This is a genomic window from Arthrobacter sp. ISL-30, from assembly GCF_018613855.1.
Lineage (GTDB): Bacteria > Actinomycetota > Actinomycetes > Actinomycetales > Micrococcaceae > Arthrobacter.
In genome coordinates, this window is record NZ_JAGGPK010000025.1 from 76,063 (window position 1) to 98,963 (window position 22,901).

General features: G+C 64.1%; 21 protein-coding genes. 15 read left to right on the forward strand and 6 right to left on the reverse strand.

Annotated elements, in window-relative coordinates; all coding sequences use genetic code 11:
* Positions 1 to 4: 4 nt before the first annotated feature.
* Together J7E82_RS10615 and J7E82_RS10620 are read left to right on the forward strand one after the other, a co-directional pair.
* Positions 5 to 1,303, forward strand: a complete 1,299-nt coding sequence (locus J7E82_RS10615) for an alpha/beta hydrolase family protein (protein ID WP_214862572.1) — start codon at positions 5 to 7, stop codon at positions 1,301 to 1,303.
* Positions 1,300 to 3,834 (forward strand): bifunctional lysylphosphatidylglycerol flippase/synthetase MprF, encoded by a 2,535-nt coding sequence (locus J7E82_RS10620; protein ID WP_214862573.1) that lies wholly within the window; start codon positions 1,300 to 1,302, stop codon positions 3,832 to 3,834. The genes J7E82_RS10615 and J7E82_RS10620 overlap by 4 nt, the downstream gene beginning before the upstream one ends.
* Before the next feature lie 135 nt (positions 3,835 to 3,969).
* On the opposite strand, the gene J7E82_RS10625 is transcribed toward J7E82_RS10620, so the two are convergent.
* From J7E82_RS10625 to nucS, 3 genes are all read right to left on the reverse strand, one after another.
* Positions 3,970 to 4,173 (reverse strand): cold-shock protein, encoded by a 204-nt coding sequence (locus J7E82_RS10625; RefSeq protein WP_018776337.1) that lies wholly within the window; start codon positions 4,171 to 4,173, stop codon positions 3,970 to 3,972.
* A gap of 291 nt (positions 4,174 to 4,464) precedes the next feature.
* Positions 4,465 to 5,703 (reverse strand): N-acetylglucosamine-6-phosphate deacetylase, encoded by a 1,239-nt coding sequence (locus tag J7E82_RS10630; RefSeq protein WP_214862574.1) that lies wholly within the window; start codon positions 5,701 to 5,703, stop codon positions 4,465 to 4,467.
* Positions 5,704 to 5,737: 34 nt separating this feature from the next.
* Positions 5,738 to 6,433: an endonuclease NucS gene (nucS, locus tag J7E82_RS10635; RefSeq protein ID WP_214862575.1), complete on the reverse strand. Its 696-nt coding sequence runs from the start codon at positions 6,431 to 6,433 to the stop codon at positions 5,738 to 5,740.
* A 49-nt stretch (positions 6,434 to 6,482) separates the two neighbouring features.
* Between nucS and J7E82_RS10640 the strand changes: the two genes are divergently transcribed.
* Together J7E82_RS10640 and J7E82_RS10645 are read left to right on the forward strand one after the other, a co-directional pair.
* A complete protein-coding gene (locus tag J7E82_RS10640) occupies positions 6,483 to 6,815 on the forward strand; it encodes an ATP/GTP-binding protein (protein ID WP_214862576.1) in 333 nt (110 codons plus the stop codon).
* Between the two features lie 23 nt (positions 6,816 to 6,838).
* Positions 6,839 to 7,639 (forward strand): alpha/beta hydrolase, encoded by an 801-nt coding sequence (locus tag J7E82_RS10645; protein WP_214862577.1) that lies wholly within the window; start codon positions 6,839 to 6,841, stop codon positions 7,637 to 7,639.
* A 33-nt stretch (positions 7,640 to 7,672) separates the two neighbouring features.
* Here J7E82_RS10645 and J7E82_RS10650 read toward each other — a convergent pair whose 3' ends face one another.
* Positions 7,673 to 8,845, reverse strand: coding sequence for an AI-2E family transporter (locus J7E82_RS10650; RefSeq protein ID WP_251041751.1), 1,173 nt, complete (start codon positions 8,843 to 8,845; stop codon positions 7,673 to 7,675).
* A gap of 288 nt (positions 8,846 to 9,133) precedes the next feature.
* On the opposite strand from J7E82_RS10650, the gene J7E82_RS10655 reads away from it, so the two are divergent.
* Genes J7E82_RS10655 through J7E82_RS10695 form a run of 9 tightly spaced genes read left to right on the forward strand, consistent with a single transcriptional unit; the run spans position 9,134 to position 19,839 of the window.
* Positions 9,134 to 10,903, forward strand: a complete 1,770-nt coding sequence (locus J7E82_RS10655; RefSeq protein ID WP_214862579.1) for a hypothetical protein — start codon at positions 9,134 to 9,136, stop codon at positions 10,901 to 10,903.
* 40 nt (positions 10,904 to 10,943) lie between these two features.
* Complete coding sequence (locus J7E82_RS10660) at positions 10,944 to 11,948, forward strand: tetratricopeptide repeat protein (protein ID WP_214862580.1); 1,005 nt, start codon at positions 10,944 to 10,946, stop codon at positions 11,946 to 11,948.
* Positions 11,948 to 13,159, forward strand: coding sequence for an NADH:flavin oxidoreductase/NADH oxidase (locus J7E82_RS10665; RefSeq protein WP_214862581.1), 1,212 nt, complete (start codon positions 11,948 to 11,950; stop codon positions 13,157 to 13,159). The genes J7E82_RS10660 and J7E82_RS10665 overlap by 1 nt, the downstream gene beginning before the upstream one ends.
* Positions 13,113 to 13,922, forward strand: coding sequence for an ABC transporter ATP-binding protein (locus J7E82_RS10670; RefSeq protein ID WP_214862582.1), 810 nt, complete (start codon positions 13,113 to 13,115; stop codon positions 13,920 to 13,922). Before J7E82_RS10665 ends, J7E82_RS10670 begins: the two co-directional genes overlap by 47 nt.
* Positions 13,904 to 15,475, forward strand: coding sequence for a transporter (locus J7E82_RS10675; protein WP_214862583.1), 1,572 nt, complete (start codon positions 13,904 to 13,906; stop codon positions 15,473 to 15,475). The genes J7E82_RS10670 and J7E82_RS10675 overlap by 19 nt, the downstream gene beginning before the upstream one ends.
* Before the next feature lie 56 nt (positions 15,476 to 15,531).
* Positions 15,532 to 16,314 (forward strand): glucosamine-6-phosphate deaminase, encoded by a 783-nt coding sequence (gene nagB, locus J7E82_RS10680; protein WP_214862584.1) that lies wholly within the window; start codon positions 15,532 to 15,534, stop codon positions 16,312 to 16,314.
* Between the two features lie 8 nt (positions 16,315 to 16,322).
* Positions 16,323 to 16,658, forward strand: coding sequence for a DUF3039 domain-containing protein (locus J7E82_RS10685; RefSeq protein WP_214862585.1), 336 nt, complete (start codon positions 16,323 to 16,325; stop codon positions 16,656 to 16,658).
* Entirely contained in the window at positions 16,658 to 18,067 is a 1,410-nt protein-coding gene (locus tag J7E82_RS10690; protein ID WP_214862586.1) for an MFS transporter, read from the forward strand. Before J7E82_RS10685 ends, J7E82_RS10690 begins: the two co-directional genes overlap by 1 nt.
* Positions 18,064 to 19,839 carry a DEAD/DEAH box helicase gene (locus tag J7E82_RS10695; RefSeq protein WP_214862587.1) on the forward strand — a complete coding sequence of 592 codons (1,776 nt, stop codon included), beginning with the start codon at positions 18,064 to 18,066 and terminating at the stop codon, positions 19,837 to 19,839. The genes J7E82_RS10690 and J7E82_RS10695 overlap by 4 nt, the downstream gene beginning before the upstream one ends.
* 52 nt (positions 19,840 to 19,891) lie before the next feature.
* Here the strand turns inward: J7E82_RS10695 and J7E82_RS10700 are convergent, their stop codons facing one another.
* Both J7E82_RS10700 and J7E82_RS10705 read right to left on the reverse strand, forming a co-directional pair.
* Positions 19,892 to 20,524, reverse strand: a complete 633-nt coding sequence (locus tag J7E82_RS10700) for an isochorismatase family protein (RefSeq protein ID WP_214862588.1) — start codon at positions 20,522 to 20,524, stop codon at positions 19,892 to 19,894.
* The gene (locus tag J7E82_RS10705; RefSeq protein WP_214862589.1) at positions 20,524 to 21,852 is read right to left on the reverse strand and encodes a nicotinate phosphoribosyltransferase; all 1,329 of its coding nucleotides are present in this window, start codon (positions 21,850 to 21,852) and stop codon (positions 20,524 to 20,526) included. Before J7E82_RS10705 ends, J7E82_RS10700 begins: the two co-directional genes overlap by 1 nt.
* A gap of 37 nt (positions 21,853 to 21,889) precedes the next feature.
* On the opposite strand from J7E82_RS10705, the gene clpS reads away from it, so the two are divergent.
* Positions 21,890 to 22,252 carry an ATP-dependent Clp protease adapter ClpS gene (clpS, locus tag J7E82_RS10710; RefSeq protein ID WP_214862590.1) on the forward strand — a complete coding sequence of 121 codons (363 nt, stop codon included), beginning with the start codon at positions 21,890 to 21,892 and terminating at the stop codon, positions 22,250 to 22,252.
* The gene (locus J7E82_RS10715; RefSeq protein WP_214862591.1) at positions 22,245 to 22,811 is read left to right on the forward strand and encodes a DUF2017 domain-containing protein; all 567 of its coding nucleotides are present in this window, start codon (positions 22,245 to 22,247) and stop codon (positions 22,809 to 22,811) included. Before clpS ends, J7E82_RS10715 begins: the two co-directional genes overlap by 8 nt.
* Positions 22,812 to 22,901: the final 90 nt, after the last annotated feature.

Genomic DNA, 22,901 nt, shown 5'->3' on the forward strand with positions numbered 1-22,901 from the left:
ATCCGTGGATTTCCTAGCCGACCTCAGTCTAGTGGACGGGCCGCTGTGGTGGTTCAGCATCCTCGCGGGTATTGGCGGTGCACTCTTCCTGTTGTGGCGCCGGTCCGGGAAATGGCCGCTATACGTTGGTGCGGCCGTGCTGCTGGCAGTGGGCACCGTCCTGCTGGTCCATTGGCTGCTGATATTCGTGACCTCCACTTTTCCGGCGGAGCTTCCCCCGGAGGTCCTGGCGTGGTCAATCCCGCCGGTGGCCGCCCTCTTCCTGTTGTTGTTGAGGATCCCTCGCGCTTCCTGGCGTGGACGCGCAGCCGGTGTGGTTGCGGTCCTCGGTGTGGTGCTCCTTTCTTCGGTGCAGATCAATGGGTACTTTGGCCTGCACCATACCCTCGGTGACCTGATGGGAACTGCAGTGGCGCGCATTCCACCCCTCGAGGAAAGCCTCAAGCGGCAGCCTGCGCCGGCCGAAGCAGTGCCCCTTTCCCAGTGGCATCCCACTGATGACCTGCCGACGGACGGCATCCTCCGAAAGGCCTCCATTCCCGGGACTGTTTCCGGTTTTGAGGCACGGGACGCCTTTATCTACCTTCCACCGGCCTACCAGGCTGCCCAGCGTCCCTCGCTTCCTGTCCTTGTGCTCTTCTCGGGCCAACCCGGCGCGCCGTCCGACTGGCTGACGGGAGGGGCGCTGCGAAGCCATATGGACCGCTTCGCGGCCAGCCATAACGGAATCGCCCCGGTGGTGGTGGTGGCCGATCCCAACGGCACCCCCGACGGAAACACGCTGTGCCTGGACAGCAGGATCGCGAAGGCCGATACCTATTTGTCCCAGGACGTGACCAGTTGGATCAGGCAGAACCTTGACGTCGACGCCGATCCCGGAAAGTGGGCTGTCGGAGGCTTCTCCTTCGGCGGGACATGTGCCATGCAGATGGGCACGCGCCATCCCGAAATCTTCACTTCCATCCTGGCTTTCTCCAGCGAGAAGGAACCGGCCCTGGCGAAGGAGCGCCGAAAGACTATAGAGGCTGCGTATGGCGACGACGAGGCCGCCTTTGACCAACAAACGCCCCTGACGCTCATGGCGCAGAAACGCTATCCGGGCAGCGCGGTGTACTTCGGCGCCGGAGCCCGGGATCCGGAATTCATCGGCTATATGAACCTGTTGGCGAATGCTGCCCGCAATGCCGGTTTCAGCGTTAAAACGACGGAAATAGCCAACACTGGCCACTCCTGGGATGCGCCATCAATGGGGATGGCGGATGCGCTCGGATTCCTTGCGGCGCGCTGGGGGATCCAGGAATGAGTTTGGCCGAGGCAACTCCGGCATCGCTCTCTTTCATGATCCGGACGGCGATGCGGCGCGCCCTGGACCATTTCCGGTCCACACCGTTCACCCTTCTGGTCCTGTTCATCTTCCTCGGGACCGCTGCCGTGACGGGAAGCTTCCTCGGCGGTCCTCCAGAGTCATTGCTTCGGCATGCGGGCGTCAGCCTGGGCGGGCTCAAGGCCGGAGAATGGTGGTCCATCTGGACGTCCCTGTTCTTTGCCACAAACCCCCTCGCCTATGTGACGGCAAGCCTGATGATCCTGGTCCTGCTGGGGTTGGCAGAGCGGAACCTTGGCACGGTCGCAACCGCGGCTGCCTTCTTCGGTGGCCAGTTTGTGAGTCTTACTGTCTACCTGCTCATTACCCAGCTGGCCCGTTACGCCGACGACGGGTGGCTGGGTTCTATGGCAGAGACGCGCCTGATCGGTCCCTACGCCGCGGTCCTTTCCGCCACGCTCGCCGCCAGCGGCCTGCTTCCGGCGCTCTGGCAACGCCGGCTCCGCGCGGCTGTTGTCTCGATAGCCCTCCTGCTTGTGCTGTACATCGGCCATGCGGAAACAGTAGTCGGGCTCCTTGGTGCCCTCAGCGGCCTGGCCGTGGGATTCTGGATCCAGAGCGATCACGGAACGCTGCACCTCCACCGCTCCACGGGACGCGAGGTCCGTAATCTACTGGCCCTGATGGTGGCCATTTTCGCAGTAGGCCCTATTTTGACCGCCGTCGCCAAGAGCCCTGCGGGGCCCTTGGCGCTCCTCCGTGACGTGGTCCTCAACCCGCTGCCGACACTGACCCAGCTCGAAGCAAACTGCGGAGGCAGCGTCGACGTCAGCTGCCTTGAGCTGGGACGCCAGCCCTACAACGGGCCCTTTGGGCTGGCCTTGGCCGTGGTTCCCATCGTGCTCCTGCTCATTTGTGCGGACGGCATGAGGCGAGGCCGTCGGATGGCGGCCCGGATTGCTGTCTTTATGCAGCTGGGCCTCGTCGCCCTGTCCACCGTGTATCTCGCGCTATTTGCCATGATCCCCAATTACTCGGGCCGGCCGCACCGGGCCTTGCTCAGTTCCGGTTTTGTCCACATCCTGCCCCTTGTCCTGGTTCCGCTTGTCCTGGCCGTCCTCCTCTTTGCGTATCGGGGACACTTCCGGGTGGAATCGGGGGCCCGGCTGCGTAGAAGGGTGGTGTGGCTGGTAGCGGGAACATGGTTGTTCTTGAGTGGTGCGTACACAGCTACCTGGTTCGCGGCCGGGGGCTTAACGCGCGACGGCGGCTGGCAGGGACTGCTTTTGGAACTGTCCCGCCAATACCTGCCCGTGCCGATCCCGGGCTCCTACAACAGGATCTTCGCCGGCCGGGATCCCCTCGAATCGTTTCTGTTTTCCTGGTCCGGAATAATCTTCTGGCTGGTGGCGCTGGCCGCTGTCTGGCTGTTACTGCTTCGACGCCACCATGGGACGTTGTCCGGGGACGACGATCGGGCGAGGGCCAGGTCCCTCGTGAAGCGGGGTGGTGACTCGCTGTCCTGGATGGCCCTCTGGGAACCAAACAAATACTGGTTCAGTCGCAGCGGGGAGGCCGCGGTCGCCTATCAGCAGCATGGAAACGTGGCGCTGACCCTGGCCGGACCCTTCGGCCGACGCGATCAACATGCGGCGGCGGCAGCGGAGTTCATGGAGTACTGCGCCGAACATGCCCTTGTGCCCTGCTTCTACTCCTGCACCGACGAACTCTGGCCAATGCTCAGGGCGCGCGGCTTCCAGCGGGTTGCCGTAGCGCAGGAGACACGGCTGGACATACGCTCGCTGGAATTCAAGGGCAAGGAGTGGCAAAACGTTCGCACGGCACTGAACCGCGCCAGGAAAATGGGGATCGAGGCGGTCTGGGGCAAATACTCCCACCTGCCACAGCATCTGCGCGCGCAGCTGAGTGAGGTGTCCGAGGAGTGGGCCGCCCAGAAAAAAGTCCCCGAGATGGGCTTCACATTGGGGAGTGTGGATGAACTCATGGACGAGGACGTCCTTTGTTGCCTGGCCGTGGATGCAGACGGCCTGGTCTACGGGGTCACCAGTTGGCTGCCTGTCTATGAAGAGGGCAAAGTAGTGAGCTGGACCCTGGACTTCATGAGGCGGAGGGGCGATGGATTCCCCGGCGTCATGGAATTCCTGATCGCGTCTGCAGTCCTTGAACTTCGTTCCTCTGTGGAAAGGATCTCGCTCTCGGGGTCTCCGCTGGCGAGGGGTCCGGAGGATAGTGAACGTGGCGAGATAGAGCGCCAGGCTGTGGGCCTGGCCGGGATACTGGACGTGGTGGGGCACGCCCTGGAACCCGTCTACGGGTTCCGTTCCCTGGCGACTTTCAAGTCCCGCTTCCAGCCGGATTATCGGACGCTCTACATGTTTTATCAGGACCCGCTGCAATTACCCGCCATGGGCCGGGCATTGACCCGGGCCTATCTCCCGGGACTCTCCGTCAGGCATTCAGCACGCCTGCTGAGGAAGCTTGTTGCCTGACCCACTAATTTAGCCTGTAAACATTCATGACAAAGTTTGTGTTGTTTCTGCGCTTAAACCAATACGCAGGCCCCGACATAAATGCCGAAACCTGCGTACTGGATGAATCTGCAGTTGCAGAATCAAGGGTTCATGCTAGACGACAGTTACGCCGGTAGCCTGCGGTCCCTTGGCGCCCTGGCCGATCTCGAACTGAACGCGCTGGTTCTCATCGAGGGTCTTGAATCCGCCGGTCTGGATCTCAGAGTAGTGAACGAAGACATCCCCATCGGAGTCGTCCGGGGTGATGAAGCCAAAGCCCTTTTCGGCGTTGAACCATTTGACGGTTCCCAGTGCCATTTATTTCTCCTCATTGTGGAACATTTCTAAGTCCAGCACACCGCGTGCCGACTTTGGTTACTCCGCGAGAAGACCTGGCCCCCAACCAGATAACACTGGCTGGTGTTGCAGGAGCTTCACGCTCGCAACACGTCTTGCGAGCATGAAAAACACCTACACAAAGACTGCTCTTAGACTTTCATGGCGAATGCAGGAGGTCAACGGTCTAATGCAGAAAAGCACTTAAATTTTATGTAAAGAAAAGGTAAACCCGGCAGGCAGCTTGTTGATTGGAAACGCCAACCGGAATACCTAGGACAACCATTGGCCGTGGCGGAGGACCCCGGCCAGGGCAATATCCCGGTCCACCACAACGGCATCAGCACAGAGTCCTCGCCGAAGGCCCCCGATCTCATCCGACCCTCCCAGGACGGCAGCGGGGACAGCCGTGGCCGCGAAGACCGCATCAGCGAGGCCAACCCCCGCAGCCACCGTGCACCGGACAACGTCCAGCATGGTCGCCGTGCCCCCGGCAATCGAGCCTGTGGCGTCAAGGGTGGCAACGCCGTTCTGCACGGTTACGGGGGAGGGGCCAAGCATGTAGCTTCCGTCAGAAAGGCCCGCGGCTGCCATCGAATCCGTCACGAGCACGATATTCGCGGCTCCCACGAGCTGGAACACCGTGGCGACTGTTCGTGGATCAAGGTGTACGTCATCTGCGATCAGCTCCACGACGGCTTTGCCCGATTGTGCCGTTCGGAGGCAGGCCGCCACGGGGCCGGGGGCCCTGTGGTGCATTGGGGGCATCCCGTTGAAGAGGTGGGTCACGGTGGGGAGCGAACTCACGCCGTCGAACCCGGCAGACTCGAGCCCTTCCCTGGCGGCTGCCAGCGAGGCTGCAGCCGTAGAGTCATCGCAGTCTGTGTGGCCCAGTGAGGGAGTGACGCCATGCGAGGTCATCAGGTCCACCAATGCTCCGGCTCCGGGCAGTTCCGGCGCATATGTCATGGTGGCCAGCTTTCCGGCGGCGGCTCCAATCAGTTCCTCCATGAGGGCAGGATCCGGGTCCAGGAGGTAGGCCGGGTTCTGGGCTCCGCAGCGGGCATGGGACAGGAAAGGTCCCTCCAGATGGATACCAGCAATGAGTCCTTCGTCCGCGAGCTTGACGAAGAGGCGGATGCCCCGCAGGAGGTCTTCCCGGGGTGCGGTCACCATGCTTGCCAGGAAAGTCGTGGTGCCCGAACGGTGCAGGAAGTCGATCGCCTTCCGCGCTGAGGTTTCCTCGCCCTCGGGGAAGTCTCCGCCGTTGCCCCCGTGGCAGTGCAGGTCCACGAACCCGGGGAAGATGTAGCAGCCCGCCGGGAAGACCCTTCGGCCGGCATCCCCGAAGGCTGGAATATCGAAATCAGTCGCGGGTCCTGCATGGACGATCCGATCGCCCTCGACCGCGAGGATCCCGTCCTCGATCACCCGCCCGTCCGTGACGATCGTGCCAAAAACGAGCTCGCGGGTAGCGTCAGATGGCGCTGAGGGCTGTTCGGGGGGAGTCATAACTCGATTCTAGGACCGGCTTTCCTGGGCGGTTTCAGAAGAGGCGGGATTCGCTGTCATCAACTCCGCGCATGGCGTCATAGTCAAGGGTCACGCAGTCGATACCGCGGTCGTTGGCCAGGACCTTGGCCTGCGGCTTGATCTGCTGGGCGGCAAAGATGCCGCGTACCGGGGCGAGAAGGGGATCCCGGTTGAGCAGTTCCAGGTACCGCGTAAGTTGCTCGACGCCGTCGATGTCGCCGCGGCGCTTGAGTTCGATCGCCACAGTCGCGCCGTCGGCGTCGCGAGCGAGGATGTCCACGGGACCAATCGCCGTGAAGTATTCGCGCCGGATCAGTGAAAAGCCAGGCCCCAGCGTCTCGATCTGCTCGGCAAGGAGCCGCTGCAGATCCGCTTCCACGCCATCCTTGATGAGCCCAGGATCCAGGCCAAGCTCATGTGAGGTGTCATGCAGGTGTTCATGGATGTTGATGATGAGCCGGTCATCAGTCTTGGCGGACTGGACGGTCCACTGTTCCACGACCCCTTCCTCCACCACGCTGTCGTCGGCGCTGGCCACGCGCAGGGTTGCCGGGGGGCTCATCCAGTTCAGCGGCTTGTAGGAACCGCCGTCGGAATGGACCAGGACCGAGCCGTCGGCCTTCACCAGGAGCAGGCGCGTAGCTAGCGGGAGGTGGGCTTTGAGCCGGCCAACATAATCAACAGAACAACGGGCAATGACGAGTCGCACCCGGCCAACCTTACCGGCTCCCGCTGCCCGCCTGCGGCAGAATAGAGGAATGCCCCGTTCTAACCGCCCGCGCCGTCCCGCTTCCGGAAAGGGCGGAAGGGCCCGCCCGGAAACTGCTCCGGAACTGGACCTTGAGCGGGCGCGTGCCGGCATAGCGCGACATGAAAGCGCCCCCGACGGCGACTGGATGGTCCGCACCATGACCGCCAGGAACGCAGAGAAGCAATACATCTGCCCTGGCTGCTCGACGGCGATCCTCCCGGGAATTGCGCATCTGGTTGTGTGGTCCGATGACCACCTGTTCGGTGAGGCGGCCGGCCTGGCCGAACGCCGGCACTGGCACACGAACTGCTGGGCGTCCAGGACTTACCGCTACCGCTAAATCCTTGGCTTAAGCTTGGAGGCATGACTTTCGACCCCTCCTCGCTCGTTTTCAGCACGTCGGAATCGCCGACCCCTATTCGGGCATCAACGGTCCTCCCTGCACGGCGCGAGAACGTGGAGTTTGTCACCGAAGACGGCAAGCTCCTGGTCGGTGAACTGGCGCTCCCCGAGTCCGGTCCGATTACGGCGACCCTGATCACCCTGCACCCTCTGCCCACCCACGGCGGATTCATGGACTCCCATGTCTACCGGAAGGCCTCGTATCGCCTCCCGGCCCTGACGGGGATCGCGGTCCTGCGCTTCAACACGCGCGGCACTTCCTCGCCGAGGGGCACCAGCCAAGGCAGCTTTGAAGAGGGGATCGGGGAGCGTTACGACGTCGAGGCCGCGGTGCGCTTCGCCGTCGAACGCGGACTTCCCAACCGCTGGCTCGTGGGCTGGTCCTTCGGCACCGAACTTGCGCTGATGTACGGGGCCGAAGAGCCTGTTGCATCCTCGATTGAGGGCGCTGTTCTCCTGTCTCCGCCGCTGCACCGGGCAACAGACGTCCACCTGAAGGAGTGGGGAGCCGCCGGCAAGCCCCTCACCGTCCTCGTTCCTGAACACGATGACTATTTGCGGCCGGTTGAAGCTGCCGAACGCTTTGCCCTCGTGCCCCAGGCGCGAGTGGTGGGCATCGCGGGTGCCAAACACCTGTGGGTGGGAGAAAAGTATGCCGCCCGTGTCCTGAACGAGATTATCGACGACGTCACAGAGGCCGGAGCGGGACCGGGCGGTCTCGCCCAGGAATGGACGGGCGCGGTGGCAACCGCTCCGGCGTAACCTTCTTGCGCCGTAGCATTAGGCACGAGTTGCCTAATGCTTGTCCTGCCTTGCGATGAAGACCTCTTTCATCAGCAACATCACGGCAGCGGCTGTGGGAATCGCGATCAGGGCGCCGAGCACGCCCAGCAGGCTTCCGCCGGCGATCACGGAGATCACGGCTACGGCTCCCGGCACGGCAACGGCCCGCTGCATGATGCGGGGTGAGATGAAGTACGCCTCGAACTGCAGGTAGGCGAAGTAGCAGATGGCAAAGACCAGCGCCGTCTGCCAGCCGAGGGTCAGGGATACGAGGATCACCACTACGCCCGCGATAACGCCGCCAACAAGGGGTATGAAGGCAAGCAGGGCCACAACGAAGGCCAGCAGCACGCTGAATGGGACCCCAAGAATGGACATCACGATGAACGCGAAGGTCGCATTCAGCAAGGCAACGCAGGCCTGGCCGATCACGTAATTTCCCACTGAACCCGTGATCGCCTCAGACAGGGCTTGAACGCGGGAGCGGCGGGAACGCGGGGCCAGACGATAAGCCCACCGTTTCATGGCCGGAAGGGCCGCAAGAAAATAGAGGCTCAGGACCAGGACGATCAGGGCGCCGAAAAGCGCGTTGGCCACCGTGGTTCCGAACCCCAGGACCCCGCCGAAAATGCCGCCCATGGCTTCGGGATTGTTCACGAACTTGTCCAGTTCTTCGGTGATGCGGTTTCGCACGCCAAATTGGGCGTCGATCGTGAGGAAGAACTCGGAGTTCAGGAATCCCCGAATCCAATCCGGTGCCTGCCGCACCAGCTCTGAGACCTGCTCCACGATGGTGGGAATGAGTGTGGCGAAAAAGCCGATGACGGCAAGGAATAGCGCCGAGACGGAAACGAGGATGCCGATGGGGCGCGGCAGCCGCTTGCCCTCCAGCCAGCGGACCACGGGGTCGAGCCCGAGGGCGATGAACAGGGCTGCAACGATCCAGAGGAGCAGCTGGGTAGTGTTCATCGCGATGTAATACAGCAGCAGCGCGACGCCCACTCCCACCGTTCCCATGAACCCTACGTAAACGGGGTGCTGGGCGGACATCCGTGGACCCGGCGAACCGAAATCCTGCTTCTCGGCCCCCGCCGCGAGTCCATCCTCTTCTTCGGGCGGCATCTCGAAGCGCACCCTGGGCTGGGCGCCGGGAATGGGTCGGCGCAGGCGACGCAGTACGGCCAGGAGGGCTCCGGGAGGGTGGTTTGGGCCGTCACCCTTCTCAGGATTCGTGGCGCCGTCGGTCCGTTCGCGAAGGGTCGGATCGCTCTGCTCTGTCACTGGTGTCTACTGCCTTTTCAGTTCGCCGCGGAGCCTTGGCAAGGCCGGTGTGATGATCATCGCAAACACTATCAGGACCGCGGATTTGAGGGCCTGGGGAGCCCGGAAGGTGTGGTCTGGAGGGGGCCTAAGGGGACACTCAACTGAGGGCTTGGTAACAAAACGGTTACTATTGAACCTCAACAACCGCTGATGATAGGGATTCCTGTGCGCTTGAAGACTGCAGTATCGCTGGTGCTGCTTGGCCTGCTGACACTGCTGGCCGGTATCGGCCAGCTGACCTTCTGGGCCCCCGCCGAAACCGTAACGGCAACGGCACCGGCAGACACCAAGGCCGCTCCATTGACGGTGATCGACCAAAAGCTTCGCACGCTCAACGGCGAACCGGTCAAGATCAGCGTCAAGGGGGAAGGAAACTTCGTCCTGGCGGCCGGGCGTCCGGATGACGTCGCCGCCTGGGTCGGCAAGACCGCGCACAACACCGTTTCCGGCGTATCCGAAGACAACAAGGCCCTCCAGGTGGGGCATAGCGAAGGCGAGGCCACAGCGCCGTCGCCCGCCGCATCCGACCTTTGGGTCAGCGTCGAGAACGCCAGCGGCGAACTCGACTACACGTGGAATCCGCCGGCCGACGGCGAGTGGTCACTCCTGCTGGCCAGCGACGGCACCAAGGCCGCGCCGGCGTCGGTGTCCATGACGTTCCCCAATAATGCGACCACTCCGCTGGCCGTTCCCCTGATCGTGCTTGGCATTATCATCATCCTCGCCGGTGCTGCCCTGCCGTTCCTCGCATCGCTGCTGGGTAAAGGCCGGGGACCGGGCTCGCCTGGCCGATCGGGAACCGGATCGGGAACTCCGGAAGAATTCAATCCCGAGGTGACCTCGGGCGTGCAGACGGCTTCGGGATTCGCCGCTTCCAAGGGCGCTTCCTCCAAGGACGGTAGGGTACGGCGCGTTCCTGCCCTGGCGGCTGCCCTTGCCACCGTGCTCGTGGCGGGCACGGCCGTGGCTGCCCAGGCAAGCAAGACACCCGAGCCGTCGCCCACGAATAATTCGAGCGAATCCCCTGCCCCTGCCGATGCTCCGGTTGTGCTGGATTCCCAGCTCAAGCGCATCCTGGAACAGGTGTCCAGCGCCGTCGCAGCCGGTGATGCTGCCAAGGACGCGACCAAGCTCGAGCCGCGCGTAGACCGGATGGAGCTCCAGGTTCGCACCCAGAACTACAAGATCCGTTCCCAGGTTGGCAGCTACGAGGCTCGTATGCCGGTCCGGGCCAGCAAGCTCTTGACCAGTGTGGTCAGCAGCCAGCGGTCCTGGCCGCGCTCCGTTATTGCAGTAACCGAAGGCGAGGGCAATGTCGTTCCCCAGGTACTGACGCTGGTACAGGCCGCCCCCCGGGAGAACTACAAGCTCACGAGCACGGCACCGTTGCAGCCCGGAACGTCGTTCCCCGCAATTCCCCGTGGCGGTACCTCGACGGTTGCTGCCGACGACAAAGCCGAGTTGCAGTACAGCGGAAGCGAGGCCTTGAACGGCCTGGCCGATCGCCTGACCAATGCCGACTCGGCCTTCAAGGACAAGCTGGCAGAGAGCACCTCCTCGCCCTACATCGCCGGCACGCTCGCCTATCAGGCAGACACTGTGGAGAAGGGCGTCAACGGCAACTTCACGTTCACCCACAAGGTCATTCCCGAGGCCACAGTGGTGTTCAGGACCTCTGATGGAGGGGCGCTCGTTGTGGGCCGCCTGGACTTCGCGCTGGACGGCAGCCCGAAGGCCGAGGGTGACAAGCTGCTGCTGAACGATGAATCCGCCGTCTTCGCGGGCGGCAAGGAGACCGGCACGGGCATGGTCATGAACTTCGCCGAGTCGGTGGCGGTCTACATTCCGCCGGCTGAGTCGAAGGAGCCCATGAAGCTCGTTGCCGCCACTCGCGGCCTTGTGGGGGCGAGCTTCAAGTAGCTCGCGGGCTGGTTGGCCGGCAGCGGTTAGAGTGGACGTTATGAGTTCGCCAGGATCACGTCCCGTCCCCCCTGCCGCCAGCCATCTCAACCTGCGTGGCGCCGTCGATCTCTCCTCCCTGAGGCGCCAGGCACCACCCGCACCTGCTGCGGCGCCCGGTCGCACTGCCGCTAACGGAGTCAGCGGAACGGAAAGCGGGAACGATGCTCCCAACGGCCAGGGTCCGTCCCTCCGCGTGGACGCCACCGAAGCCAATTTCCAGGACCTGGTTGAGCTTTCGGGCCAGGTTCCCGTTGTCTTTGTTCTGTGGGCCCGCTATTCGCCGGAGTCTTCCAACCTGCTGGAGTCGATGGAGGCCGTCGTCGAAAGTTACGGCGGCAGGCTGGTCCTCGCGGCCGCGGACATTGACGCGTTTCCCCAGCTGGCGCAGGCATTCCAGGTCCAGGCCGTGCCCACGGCGATCGCTGTGGTCAAGGGCCAGCCGGTGCCCCTTTTCCAAGGCTCCGCCGGCGAGGCCGAGATCCGCCCGCTGATGGACGAACTCCTGAAAGTCGCCGCCGCCAACGGCGTTACGGGCAATGTGGGCGGAGCAACGCCCAACGCCGAGCCTGCGCAGGCTCCTCTTCCGCCCCACCATCAGGCGGCCTTTGACGCCATCGAGGCCGGCGACTATGCGGCAGCAGCCGCAGCCTACCGGAAGGCGCTGGCGGAGATGCCGTCCGACGCCGAAGCCAAGGCCGGGCTTGCCCAGGTCGAACTCATGCAGCGCCTGGAGAAACCTTCCGCTGCCGATGCCGACGCCCTGAGGCAGAGGGCCGCCGACGAGCCGGATGATATCGACGCTCAGCTCGCTGTGGCCGACCTCGATATTTCCGGCGGGCACATCGAGGACGGCTTCAACCGCATCATTTCCTTCATAGGGCGCAACTTCGGGGCACCACGCGAGACCGCGCGTGTACGCCTGCTGGAGCTCTTCGACGTCGTCGGCACGGCCGATCCGAGGGTTGCCAAGGCGCGTCAGGGCCTCGCCCGAGTCCTGTTCTAATGCCCGTACCTGCCCTCTTCACGCCCCTGCGGCTGCGCTCCCTCGAGCTTCCGCATCGAGGGTGGGTCTCTCCCATGTGCCAGTACAGCTGTCTCCCAGAGGACGGCGGGGAAGGTATCCCCAACGACTGGCACTTGGTCCACCTTGGCTCCTTCGCCACCGGGGGAGCGGCACTCATGCTGACCGAGGCCGCCGCAGTGAACGCGGCGGGACGGATCAGCCCTCGGGATGCCGGCATCTACTCTGACGAGCAGGCTGAAGCCTGGGAACGGATCATCGCCTTTGTTCACCGCAACAGTGCGGTGGGAGGCAAGATCGGCATCCAGCTTGCCCACGCAGGGCGAAAGGCCTCCACCTACTGGCCCTTCGCCGAGCAGCGCGGCTCGGTGCCGCCGGCAGACGGTGGCTGGGGCATCGTTGGTCCTGGAAGCGACGCGTTCGACGGCTACGCCCAACCCCGGGCCATGACGGAAAGTGAAATCCTCGCCGTCATTGACGATTTCCGGACTGCTGCACGGCGTGCCGTAGACGCCGGATTCGACACCGTGGAGATCCATGCTGCCCACGGCTACCTCCTGCACCAGTTCCAGAGCCCGCTGGTCAATCAGCGCGAGGACTCCTGGGGAGGCAGCGAGGAGGGCCGGAACCGGCTCGTTCTGGCTGTTGTCGACGCCGTCCGCGCCGTGATACCTGATAGCATGCCGCTGCTGTTGCGGCTTTCGGCGACAGACTGGGCCGAAGGGGGAGTCGACGTGGAAACGTCGGTCCGGTTGGCGCGACAGGCTGCCGAACACGGAGTCGACCTGGTGGATGTCTCCAGCGGTGGAGCAGTCGCGCACCAGCAGATCAAAGCCGGCCCCGGCTACCAGACGGGCTTCTCGGAAAGGATACGCCGTGAGGCCGGGATACCGACCGGCACTGTGGGACTCCTGACGTCGTCAGGCCAGGCCGAGCATGCCGTCGCCACGAGCCAGGCCGACGGCGTTTTCATCGCCCGCGCCGCGTTGCGCGATCCCCGCTGGTGGCTTCGTGCCGCCTTTGAACTCGGACACCAGCTGCCGTGGCCGCCGCAGTACGAGCGGGCCCTGCCCGCCACAGCTACTAGGCCGCCACAGCTGCTGAAGCCTTCGCCACAGCTGCTGAAGCCGGCAGTAGGGTGGTGGCATGAGCCAACCTCATCCCGACCCGCCCTTCGTGCCAGGGACTTCTGACTCCGCACCCGCCCCTGCCCTTTCGCTTCAGGGCCTGGCCAAGCGATTTGGTGGCAAGGTCGCCGTCGACGGGTTGAGCCTGGACGTTCCAGCCGGTTCCTTCTACGGCATGGTGGGACCCAACGGTGCAGGCAAGACGACCACCCTGTCCATGGCCACCGGGCTCTTGCGCCCCGACTTCGGCACTGCGGTGGTCCACGGCGTCGACGTCTGGAGGCATCCGCTTGAGGCGAAGAAGCTCATGGGGATCCTCCCCGACGGCGTCCGGCTGTTCGACAGGCTGACGGGAGAGCAACTGGTTACGTACGCCGGGCTGTTGCGGGGCATGGAGCGGGACGTGGTCCGCGAGCGGGTAGCCGAGCTGCTGGTGGCCCTGGACCTCGCGGCGGACGGGGGCACGCTGGTGGTTGACTACTCGGCGGGCATGACCAAGAAGATCGCCCTCGCCTCCGCACTCATCCACGCACCTCGCGTGCTGGTGCTGGACGAGCCGTTCGAATCAGTCGACCCGGTGTCGGCTGCCAACATCCGCGGCATCCTGGAGCGCTATGTCGCTTCCGGAGGAACGGTCATTGTCTCCAGCCACGTCATGGACCTCGTCCAGCGCATGTGCGACCACGTTGCAGTGGTAGCGGGAGGCAGGGTGCTGGCTGCCGGAACAGTGGAGGAAGTGCGAAACGGCTCAAGCCTTGAAGAGCGGTTTGTCGAACTGGTAGGAGGCGGCACCAATACCGAGGGGCTGGAATGGTTGCGCACCTTCTAAGCCTGAAATTCAGGCTGCTGCTCAATGGCTTTCGCCGCAGTCCCGGCCAGGTCATCGGCATGGTCATAGGCGGACTCTACGCGCTGGGCCTAGCCGCTGTCCTCGTGGCCATCCTCGTCGCCCTGCGCTGGGCGGATCCAGGTGCCGCGCATGCTGTAGTGGTCCTTGGCGGCGCCGGGGCGATGCTGGGCTGGCTGGTGATTCCGCTGCTGGCGTCGGCCGCGGACATGACCCTGGATCCCGCCCGCTTCACCACCGCGGCCATTCCCATGCCACAGCTCCTGGCCGGGCTGACCCTTGCCGGCTTCATTGGTGTCCCCGGACTGGCCACAGCCGTCATCTCGCTGGCCACGACGGCGACGTGGTGGCGGAGCGTTCCGTCGGTTTTTGGCGCCTTGATCGGTGCGGTCCTGGGCGCCACTACGTGCGTGGTGCTGTCCAAGGTAGCGACGACGGCGACCGCCAGCCTGGCGTCTTCCCGCCGTTTCAAGGACGTCAGCAGCATTGTTTTCCTCATTCCGCTGATGCTGCTCGGTCCGCTTATCGCCACGGCCACCCAAGGCCTCACGGGTTCCGGCGCGTTCCTGCCCCGGCTCGCGCACACGCTCGCCTGGACCCCGCTGGGCGCAGCGTGGTCGCTTGGTGGAGAGCTATATGCCGGGGATTTTGGTGGCGGCGTGCTCAAGCTCCTGGTTGCCCTGGCTACGCTGGTTGGTTTGTTGTGGCTCTGGAAGCTGCTTCTGCAGCATGCACTCGTCACGCCGCCCTATGCGGGAACTGCGCGGAAGGGTTCCGGGAAGCTCGGCCTGTTTCGGGTCCTGCCGGCCACTCCGACCGGCGCCATCACCGCCCGCGCCTTGATCTATTGGCTGAAGGATCCCCGCTACGCAGCGTCCCTGGTGGTTCTTCCCCTGCTCCCGGTAATCCTGTTCTTTTCCGGCCGGCAGGGCGGGAGTTTTGAGGCACTGTCCCTGCTGGGGCCCATGACGGCATTCCTGCTCTCCTGGGCCATATCCGCTGATGTTTCCTACGACAGCACCGCCTTCGCGCTGCATTTGGCCACCGGCGTGAAGGGCGTGCATGACCGCCTCGGGCGGTCCCTCGCCTGCCTGGCGTTCGGCTTTCCCGTCGTGGTGGTTTTCACGGTCCTCCCAATGCTCGTGACTGGCCAATGGGAGCTTCTGCCCAACCAGCTCGGATTGTCGCTGGGGGTACTTTTTACCGGATTGGGGCTGTCCTCGGTGGTGTCGGCCCGCTACACGGTGGTTGTTCCGCTGCCTGGGGACAGCCCCTTCAAGAAGCCGCCCGGCAACGTGGCGCAGACCCTGGCCGTCCAGTTCGGCGGCATGTTCGTGCTGGCACTGCTAGTGACCCCGGAAGTGGCCCTGATGGTTGCCCAGATCATCACGGGGAGCCAGGTGGCCGGCTGGGCCAACCTCTTCTTTGGGCCGGCCCTGGGACTCGTTCTGTTCGCCGGGGGTGTGCGGCTGGGCGGCGAGTGGCTGGACGCCCGCGGCCCCGAGCTCTTTGCCCGCCTGACTGTAAACCGGTAAATCGCTAAATCGGTAATTCGTGGAACACTCTTAGTGGGACAGAAAGGTCGTGGACGATGGAAGTGGTCATACTCCCTGGCAGCAGGCAGATCGGAGCCCTCGCGGCCGATGCCATTGAATTGCTCCTGCAACGGAAGCCCAACGCTGTGCTCGGACTCGCTACCGGAACCTCGCCTCTGACCATCTATGAGGAACTGGCCAGGCGACATGAGGAACACGGCGTTGACTTTAGTGAGGCCCGTGGATTTGTCCTGGACGAGTATGTCGGCCTCGAACCTGGACACCCGCAGTCCTATCGTGAGGTCATTCGTCGGGAGTTTACCGACCGCGTGAACATCAAACCGGAAAACGTGCACGCCCCGGATGGCTCAGCGGCGGACATCCCCGCCGCGTGCCAGGCCTACGAGGAGGCCATCAGCGAGGCTGGTGGCGTGGACCTGCAGATCCTTGGCGTAGGAACGGACGGTCATATCGGATTCAATGAACCCGGCTCCTCGTTGTCCTCACGCACTCGCATCAAGACGCTTATCGAGCAGACGCGCAAGGACAACGCGCGCTTCTTTGGGAGCATCAGTGAGGTGCCCCACCACGTCCTGACCCAGGGGCTGGGAACCATCCTTGAGGCCAAGCATGTGATCCTTGTGGCAACCGGAGCACAAAAGGCACAGACGGTCCGTGATTTTGTCGAAGGGCCCGTGGCTGCCATCTGCGCTGCATCCGTCCTGCAGATGCATCCGCACACCACAATCCTCATTGATGAGGCGGCAGCATCCTCGCTAAAACTGGCCGACTACTACCGCCATGCCTATGACAACAAGCCCCAGTGGCAAGGACTGTAACGGCTAAGATGGGTTGCATGACTACCCTGCCTCCGGATCCATTCGAGAATGACCCCATGCGGCCCGGGGCCGGTTACTCCACGGCCACGATTGAGCGCGAGGAACTCCGCGAGGAAGTTGAACCCGGCGACCGGGAGCGCTTTTCGCATTACGTTCGCAAGGAAAAGATCATGGAGTCGGCAATGACAGGGGAGCCCGTGATCGCCTTATGCGGCAAAGTCTGGACTCCCGGCCGGGACCCGAAGAAGTTCCCGGTGTGCCCCACATGCAAGGAAATCTACAAAGGTCTTCGCCCCGGAAATGACGGCGGCGGCCAAGGCGGCGGACCGGGCAACTCCAAGTAGTGGAGGGCGGGCCGCTTTCACGGGCCTTCCGGCCCCTGACCATCGGCATCATCGCCCTGGTTGGTTCTGTCGCCTTTGAGGCCATGGCTGTTGCCACTGCGATGCCGGTGGTGGCACGGGAACTCAACGGCGAATCCGCCTATGGCCTTGCATTTTCGTTGTTCCTGACGGCTGCACTGGTGGCGACTGTAGCTGCCGGATCCTGGTGCGACTTGAAGGGCCCGAGGCCCGCGCTACTGACAGGGCTTGCCCTTATTGTCGGCGGGCTCCTGGTGTCAGGACTCTCCGGTGCCTTCCTCCTCATGACGGTGGGCCGGGCGGTGTCCGGCCTTGGAGGGGGCCTGCTGGTGGTGGCACTCTACGTCATTATCGGCGAAGCCTATCCGGGCAAGCTCCAGCCCATCGTGTTCGGGTGGATGTCCGCTGCCTGGGTACTTCCCTCACTGATCGGGCCACTGGTAGCCGGCTACCTTGCGCAGAGCGTGAGCTGGCGCTGGGTCTTCCTTGGCGTGGTTCCCATCACCGTCTGCGCGCTGGCCCTTGTGTGGCCGCGGATCAGGGAACTCGGCGCACCGGAGCCTCCCTCAATGGACGCGTCCCAGGGCAGGAGGCGCAGCACGCTTGGGCTCTTATTGGGGAGTGGCGTCTTTGTGCTCCAGTGGGCGCTGCACGGCACCGCAGAGCAGGCGTCGTGGTGGCTCGCAGCGGCTATGGCTGCCGGAGCCCTGGCTGTTGCCTGGGCCGCGCCGCGATTGCTGCCCGTGGGCGCCTTTCGGCTTGGGCACGGCCTTCCCAGTGTGGTGATGACGCGCGGCCTGCTCGCCATGGCCTTTTTTGGGGCCGAAGCCTTTGTTCCGCTCATGCTGGTAAACGCCCATGGCCTGCAGCCCGCGATGGCGGGACTGGCCCTTACTGGCGGCGCGCTGGGGTGGTCAATCGGGGCCTTCCTTCAAAGCCGGGTTAGGCTTGAACGGCATTGGATCCTGGTTGCTGCTGCGGCGGCCACCGGCGTCTCCATCGCGGCAATGGCGCTCCTGTCAGCTTCGGGAACGCCGTTCTGGCTCATCATGGTGGTCTGGGCGCTGACAGGTTTGTCTATCGGGGCCTCCTTCTCAACGACGTCGGTCCTCGTCCTGAACTTGTCGACGGCGAATGAGCGGGGCCGTAACTCGGCCTCCTTGCAACTGTCGGACCAACTGGGTTCCGTCGCCGGCACAGCCGGCGCCGGAACATTGTTTGCAGCACTGCGCGATCCGGCGCATCCGGAACAGATTGGTGTTTTTGTGGTTATTTGGGTTTCGCTGGCTGCAGCGGCCTTGCTCGGAATTGTTGCGGCTGCCCGCAGCGGCCCCGCCTCGGGTGGACCCGCCGGGCGGGTCAAGGAGCAGACGGGGGTGGGGTCCGCGTGACGGAAACCCTTTTTGGCGGTCCCTCCCTGCCCCCCGCCTACCCTGAACGCGCGGCCTGGGGCACAGCCCCCAAGCTGCGTGCCTGGCAGCAGGAGGCCCTGGACCTCTACATGCGGAATTCTCCGCGGGACTTCCTTGCCGTAGCTACGCCGGGTGCGGGTAAGACCACCTTTGCCCTGCGCGTGGCTTCCCTCCTGATTGAGAGCGGCACCATCAATCGCGTCACAATCGTGGCTCCGACGGATCACTTGAAGCGCCAATGGGCCGATGCTGCAGCCCGGGTAGGCATTGCAATCGACCCGAACTTCAAGAATTCCGACGGCCAGCACGGGCGTGGCTTCATCGGCGTCGCAGTTACATATGCCCAGGTTGCCAGCAAGCCGCTGCTGCACCGGGCGAAGACCGAGGCCGCCAGGACACTGGTCATCCTCGACGAAATCCACCACGGTGGGGAAGCATTGTCCTGGGGTGACGGCCTGCGGGAGGCCTTCGATCCGGCCGTGCGGCGCCTGGCGCTTACCGGAACCCCTTTTCGCTCCGACACCTCCCCGATCCCGTTCGTGGAGTACGCGGAGGACCGCGACGGCATCCGGCGCTCGCGTGCCGATTACACCTACGGCTACGGCAACGCCTTGCGTGACCACGTGGTGCGGCCGGTGCTCTTTATGGCCTACTCCGGGCAGATGCGCTGGCGTACCAGTGGCGGTGACGAGATGGCCGCGTCCCTGGGCGAAGCCGCCGTCACCAAGGACGTCACCTCCCAGGCCTGGCGGACAGCCCTGAATCCCGCCGGTGAATGGATCCCGGCGGTCCTTGCTGCCGCAGATAAGCGGCTGAGTGAAGTGCGGCGCACTGTGCCCGACGCCGGCGGCCTGGTCATTGCCACCGACCACGAAGATGCCCGGGCCTACGCCGGCCAGCTGAAGAAGATCACCGGGCAATCGCCCACCGTGATCCTGTCCGATGATTCCAAAGCCTCGAGCAAGATCGAGGAATTCTCCGAAGGCGACAAGCGCTGGATGGTGGCGGTGCGCATGGTCTCCGAAGGCGTGGACGTTCCGCGCCTGTCCGTAGGTGTCTATGCGACCTCCACTTCAACGCCGCTGTTCTTTGCCCAGGCCGTGGGGCGCTTTGTGCGTGCCCGAAAACGCGGTGAAACGGCGTCGGTGTTCCTGCCCTCGGTGCCGCCGCTTATGGTCCTGGCCAACTCCATGGAGGCCGAACGCGACCATGCGCTGGACCGGCCGGACAACAGCGACGGCGACGGCCTCTTCGACGCCGAAGAATCGCTGATGGCCGAGGCGAACAGGGAAGAGAAGGCCTCGGACGCCCTCACGAAGGGAAAGTTCGAAGCCCTCGATTCGCAGGCGTCCTTCGACCGGGTGCTGTTCGACGGCGGTGAGTTCGGCACGGGCGGGGACATCGGTTCCGAGGAGGAACTGGACTTCCTGGGCATTCCCGGGCTCCTGGACGCCGAACAGGTGGGCACCCTCCTGCGCCAGCGCCAGCACGAGCAGCAGTCACGCAGGAAGAAGCAGTCGCTGTCCGCTCCGGAGGCGCCGGCCGTCCCCGACCACCGCATGCTGATGGACCTGCGGAACGAGCTCGCCAAGAACGTGGCAGCCTGGTCCGCCCGGACGGGTACGCCCCATGGCGTGATCCACAACAAGCTCCGCGAGATCTGCGGCGGCCCCGCCGTCGCGCAGGCGAGCGAGGATCAACTCCAGAGCCGGCTCCGCAAGCTCCAGGACTGGTTCGTCGGGAGGAAGTAGCCGCAGCAGGCAGACAGGCAGGCAGGAAGTCCAGTAGCCCGGCCAGGGCAGGCTACTGGACGTCGACGCCGCCCAGCTCCATCTCGGTGAAGGCCTCCTCGAGGTCCTCGGCGATGCCCACTGTGAGCTTGCGCAGGACCGTGACGGAGTAGCCTGCCTGAACCGCATCCAATGCCGTGGCACGAACGCAGTAATCGGAGGCAATGCCCACCACCACCACGTCCTCCACATCATGGCTCTGGAGCCAGTCGTCCAGGCCGATCGCTTCGTCGTCGACGCCCGTTACGGGCAGGCTGGCAGGCGTCGTCCCCGGGGCAAGTTCGCCAGTGGGAACCTCGTCTTCGGGCGCCAGCACGCCCTCGAAGCCCGAGTAGGCGGCCGTGAACTGCCCTTTGCGGAAGTACGCCTGGATGTATTCGTCGTCGAGGTCCTCGTGCAGCTCCGCGCCTTTCGTTCCGGCGACGCAGTGCGGCGGCCAGCTGTCGACGTAATCAGGTTCGTCGGAGAAGTGTGCGCCGGGTTCGATGTGCCAGTCCTGCGTGGCGACGATGTGGTCGAAGTGCTGATGGTTGGCGTCCAGGTAGTCACTGATGGCACCGGCGACGGCGGCGCCACCCTCCACTGCCAGGGCGCCGCCTTCACAGAAGTCGTTCTGGACGTCGACAATTATCAAGGCTTTGGACATCAGTACTCCTCGTAAACCGTGGGAATTGCTGCTTCTCCGCGCTGAAGCCGGTTGACCACCGGAGGAAGCTCGAGCATGCTGGCTGCGTGCCGCTCCTGGGCACGCATCACTCCTTCATGCCCTATCCAGCCGGGAAGCAGTTCGCCGTTTTTGACGAACTGCTGCAGCAGGGCGCGGTCGTTTCCGTCGTCCTGGGGACGCTGGCCGATTCCTACGATTTCCTGGGTGGCGATCCCGTGGTGGTCCAGTTTGCGCAGCGCGTATTTCCGGCCGCCCACACTGGCCTTGTTCTTCGCTGCCTTGGCCACGGAGACGAACTGGCCGGAATCATCAGCCCGGCTGACAAGCTTGTACACCATGCTCGCGGTCGGAGCCCCCGAACCGGTGACCAGGGACGTTCCCACCCCGTAGGAGTCCACTGGGGCGGACTGCAACGCCGCGATCGCGAATTCGTCGAGGTCGGACGTGACGACAATCCTGGTGTTGGTATTGCCCAGATCATCCAGGAGTTCGCGTACCCATTGTGCCTGCGCCACGAGGTCTCCGGAGTCCAGCCTCACAGCGCCGAGCTTGTCGCCGGCGAGTTCGACGGCGGTCCGCACGGCGGTTTCGACGTCGTACGTGTCCACCAGCAGCGTGGTTTCCGGGCCGAACGAGGCGATCTGCGCCTCGAACGCCTCACGTTCAGAGTCATGGAGGAGGGTGAAGGAGTGGGCCGCGGTTCCCACGGTCTTGATACCGTACCGCCGGCCGGCTTCCAGGTTGGAGGTGCTGGCAAAGCCGGCGATCACGGCAGCCCGGGCGGCCGCCGTCGCCGATTCCTCCTGCGTGCGCCGCGATCCCATTTCGATGCACGGACGTGTCCCCGCCGCGCTGGTCATGCGGGATGCGGCCGAGGCGATGGCGCTGTCGTGGTTCAGGACAGACAGGATGTAGGTCTCCAGGATGCAGGCCTCGGCGAACGTGGCCTCCACGATCAGGACGGGGGAGTGGGGGAAATAGACCTCCCCTTCCGGGTAACCCCAGATATCACCGGAGAAGCGGAAGTCCGCAAGGTATTCGAGGGTTTCCTTGTTCACCACGTGGGTCTGTTCCAGGAACGCCAGTTCCTCCTCGCCGAACGAGAAGTCCGCGATGCCCTCCAGGAGGCGTCCTGTTCCTGCCACGACACCGTAACGGCGGCCGTCGGGCAAGCGCCGCGCGAACGCTTCGAAGACCGAGCGGCGATGTGCGGCACCGGAATGCAGCGCGGCCTCAAGCATGGTCAGTTCGTAGTGATCGGTGTAGAGGGACGTGCGGGGGTGGTCCCAGGCGGCGGATCTACTCACGGATTCACTCTAGTGTGCATCGCCCTAGAATGGACAGATGACCCCTAGCGTTGCGATTGGTACTGACATCGAGGAGCGGTCGGACACCGAACAACAGTCGTCCACCGATGTCCTGGCCGCCCCGGATATCCCTTGGAACCTCGTGATCTGGAACGATCCGGTCAATCTCATGAGCTACGTGTCCTATGTTTTCCAGAGCTACTTCGGCTATTCCGAGGCCAAGGCCAACAAGCTGATGCTCGAAGTCCACAGGAAGGGCCGCTCCATCGTGGCCCATGGCAGCAAGGAGCAGGTGGAGCAGCACGCCGTCGCCATGCACGGGTACGGGCTCTGGGCGACAGTCGAAAAGGCCGCCAGCGGCAACGCCGGTCCCGGCAAGGGGGGCGTACAGCGTGGCTAAGGCCTTCAAATACGGGCTCAAGGGCATCACCGGATACCTGGAACCGGCCGAGCGGGAACTCCTGCGGGGACTGGTGGACGACGTCATTTCGATGCTGGAACCGGAAGCCAGGGAGAACCAGGATCCGCTGGCGGCCCTGATCGGGCTGGACATGGAGGTCAAGGAGCCCAAGGACCGCGCCTTGCAGCGGCTGCTGCCCAATGTGATGAAGGGTGACGACGCTGGATCGCTGGAATTCCGCCAGCTCACCGAACGCTCCCTGCGCGAGGGCAAGATCGGCGCCCTGCGGGCGGTCGCCCTTGGGCTGGACAAGGACGATCTGGTACTCACGCCCGAGCAGGCCCGCTACTGGTCCATGGGGCTGAACGATGTCCGGCTGGTCCTGGCTGAACGGCTGGACATCCGGGACGAGGCCGACGCCGATCACGTCCACCTCATGCAGGACTGGTCGCAGGCTGAGGACGTGGAAAGCTACCTGGCTCTCGTGTACAACTTCACCACATGGCTCCAGGAGTCCCTGGTGCAGGCCATGCTGGCAGCCAGGGAACGAAAGGCCTGAGGCGGCTGTGACCCAGCCCTCATTTGTGACCAAGCCGACACGAGGCGGACAACACAAGTGATGGCTGCAACACAGGGGAAGCCTTATTCT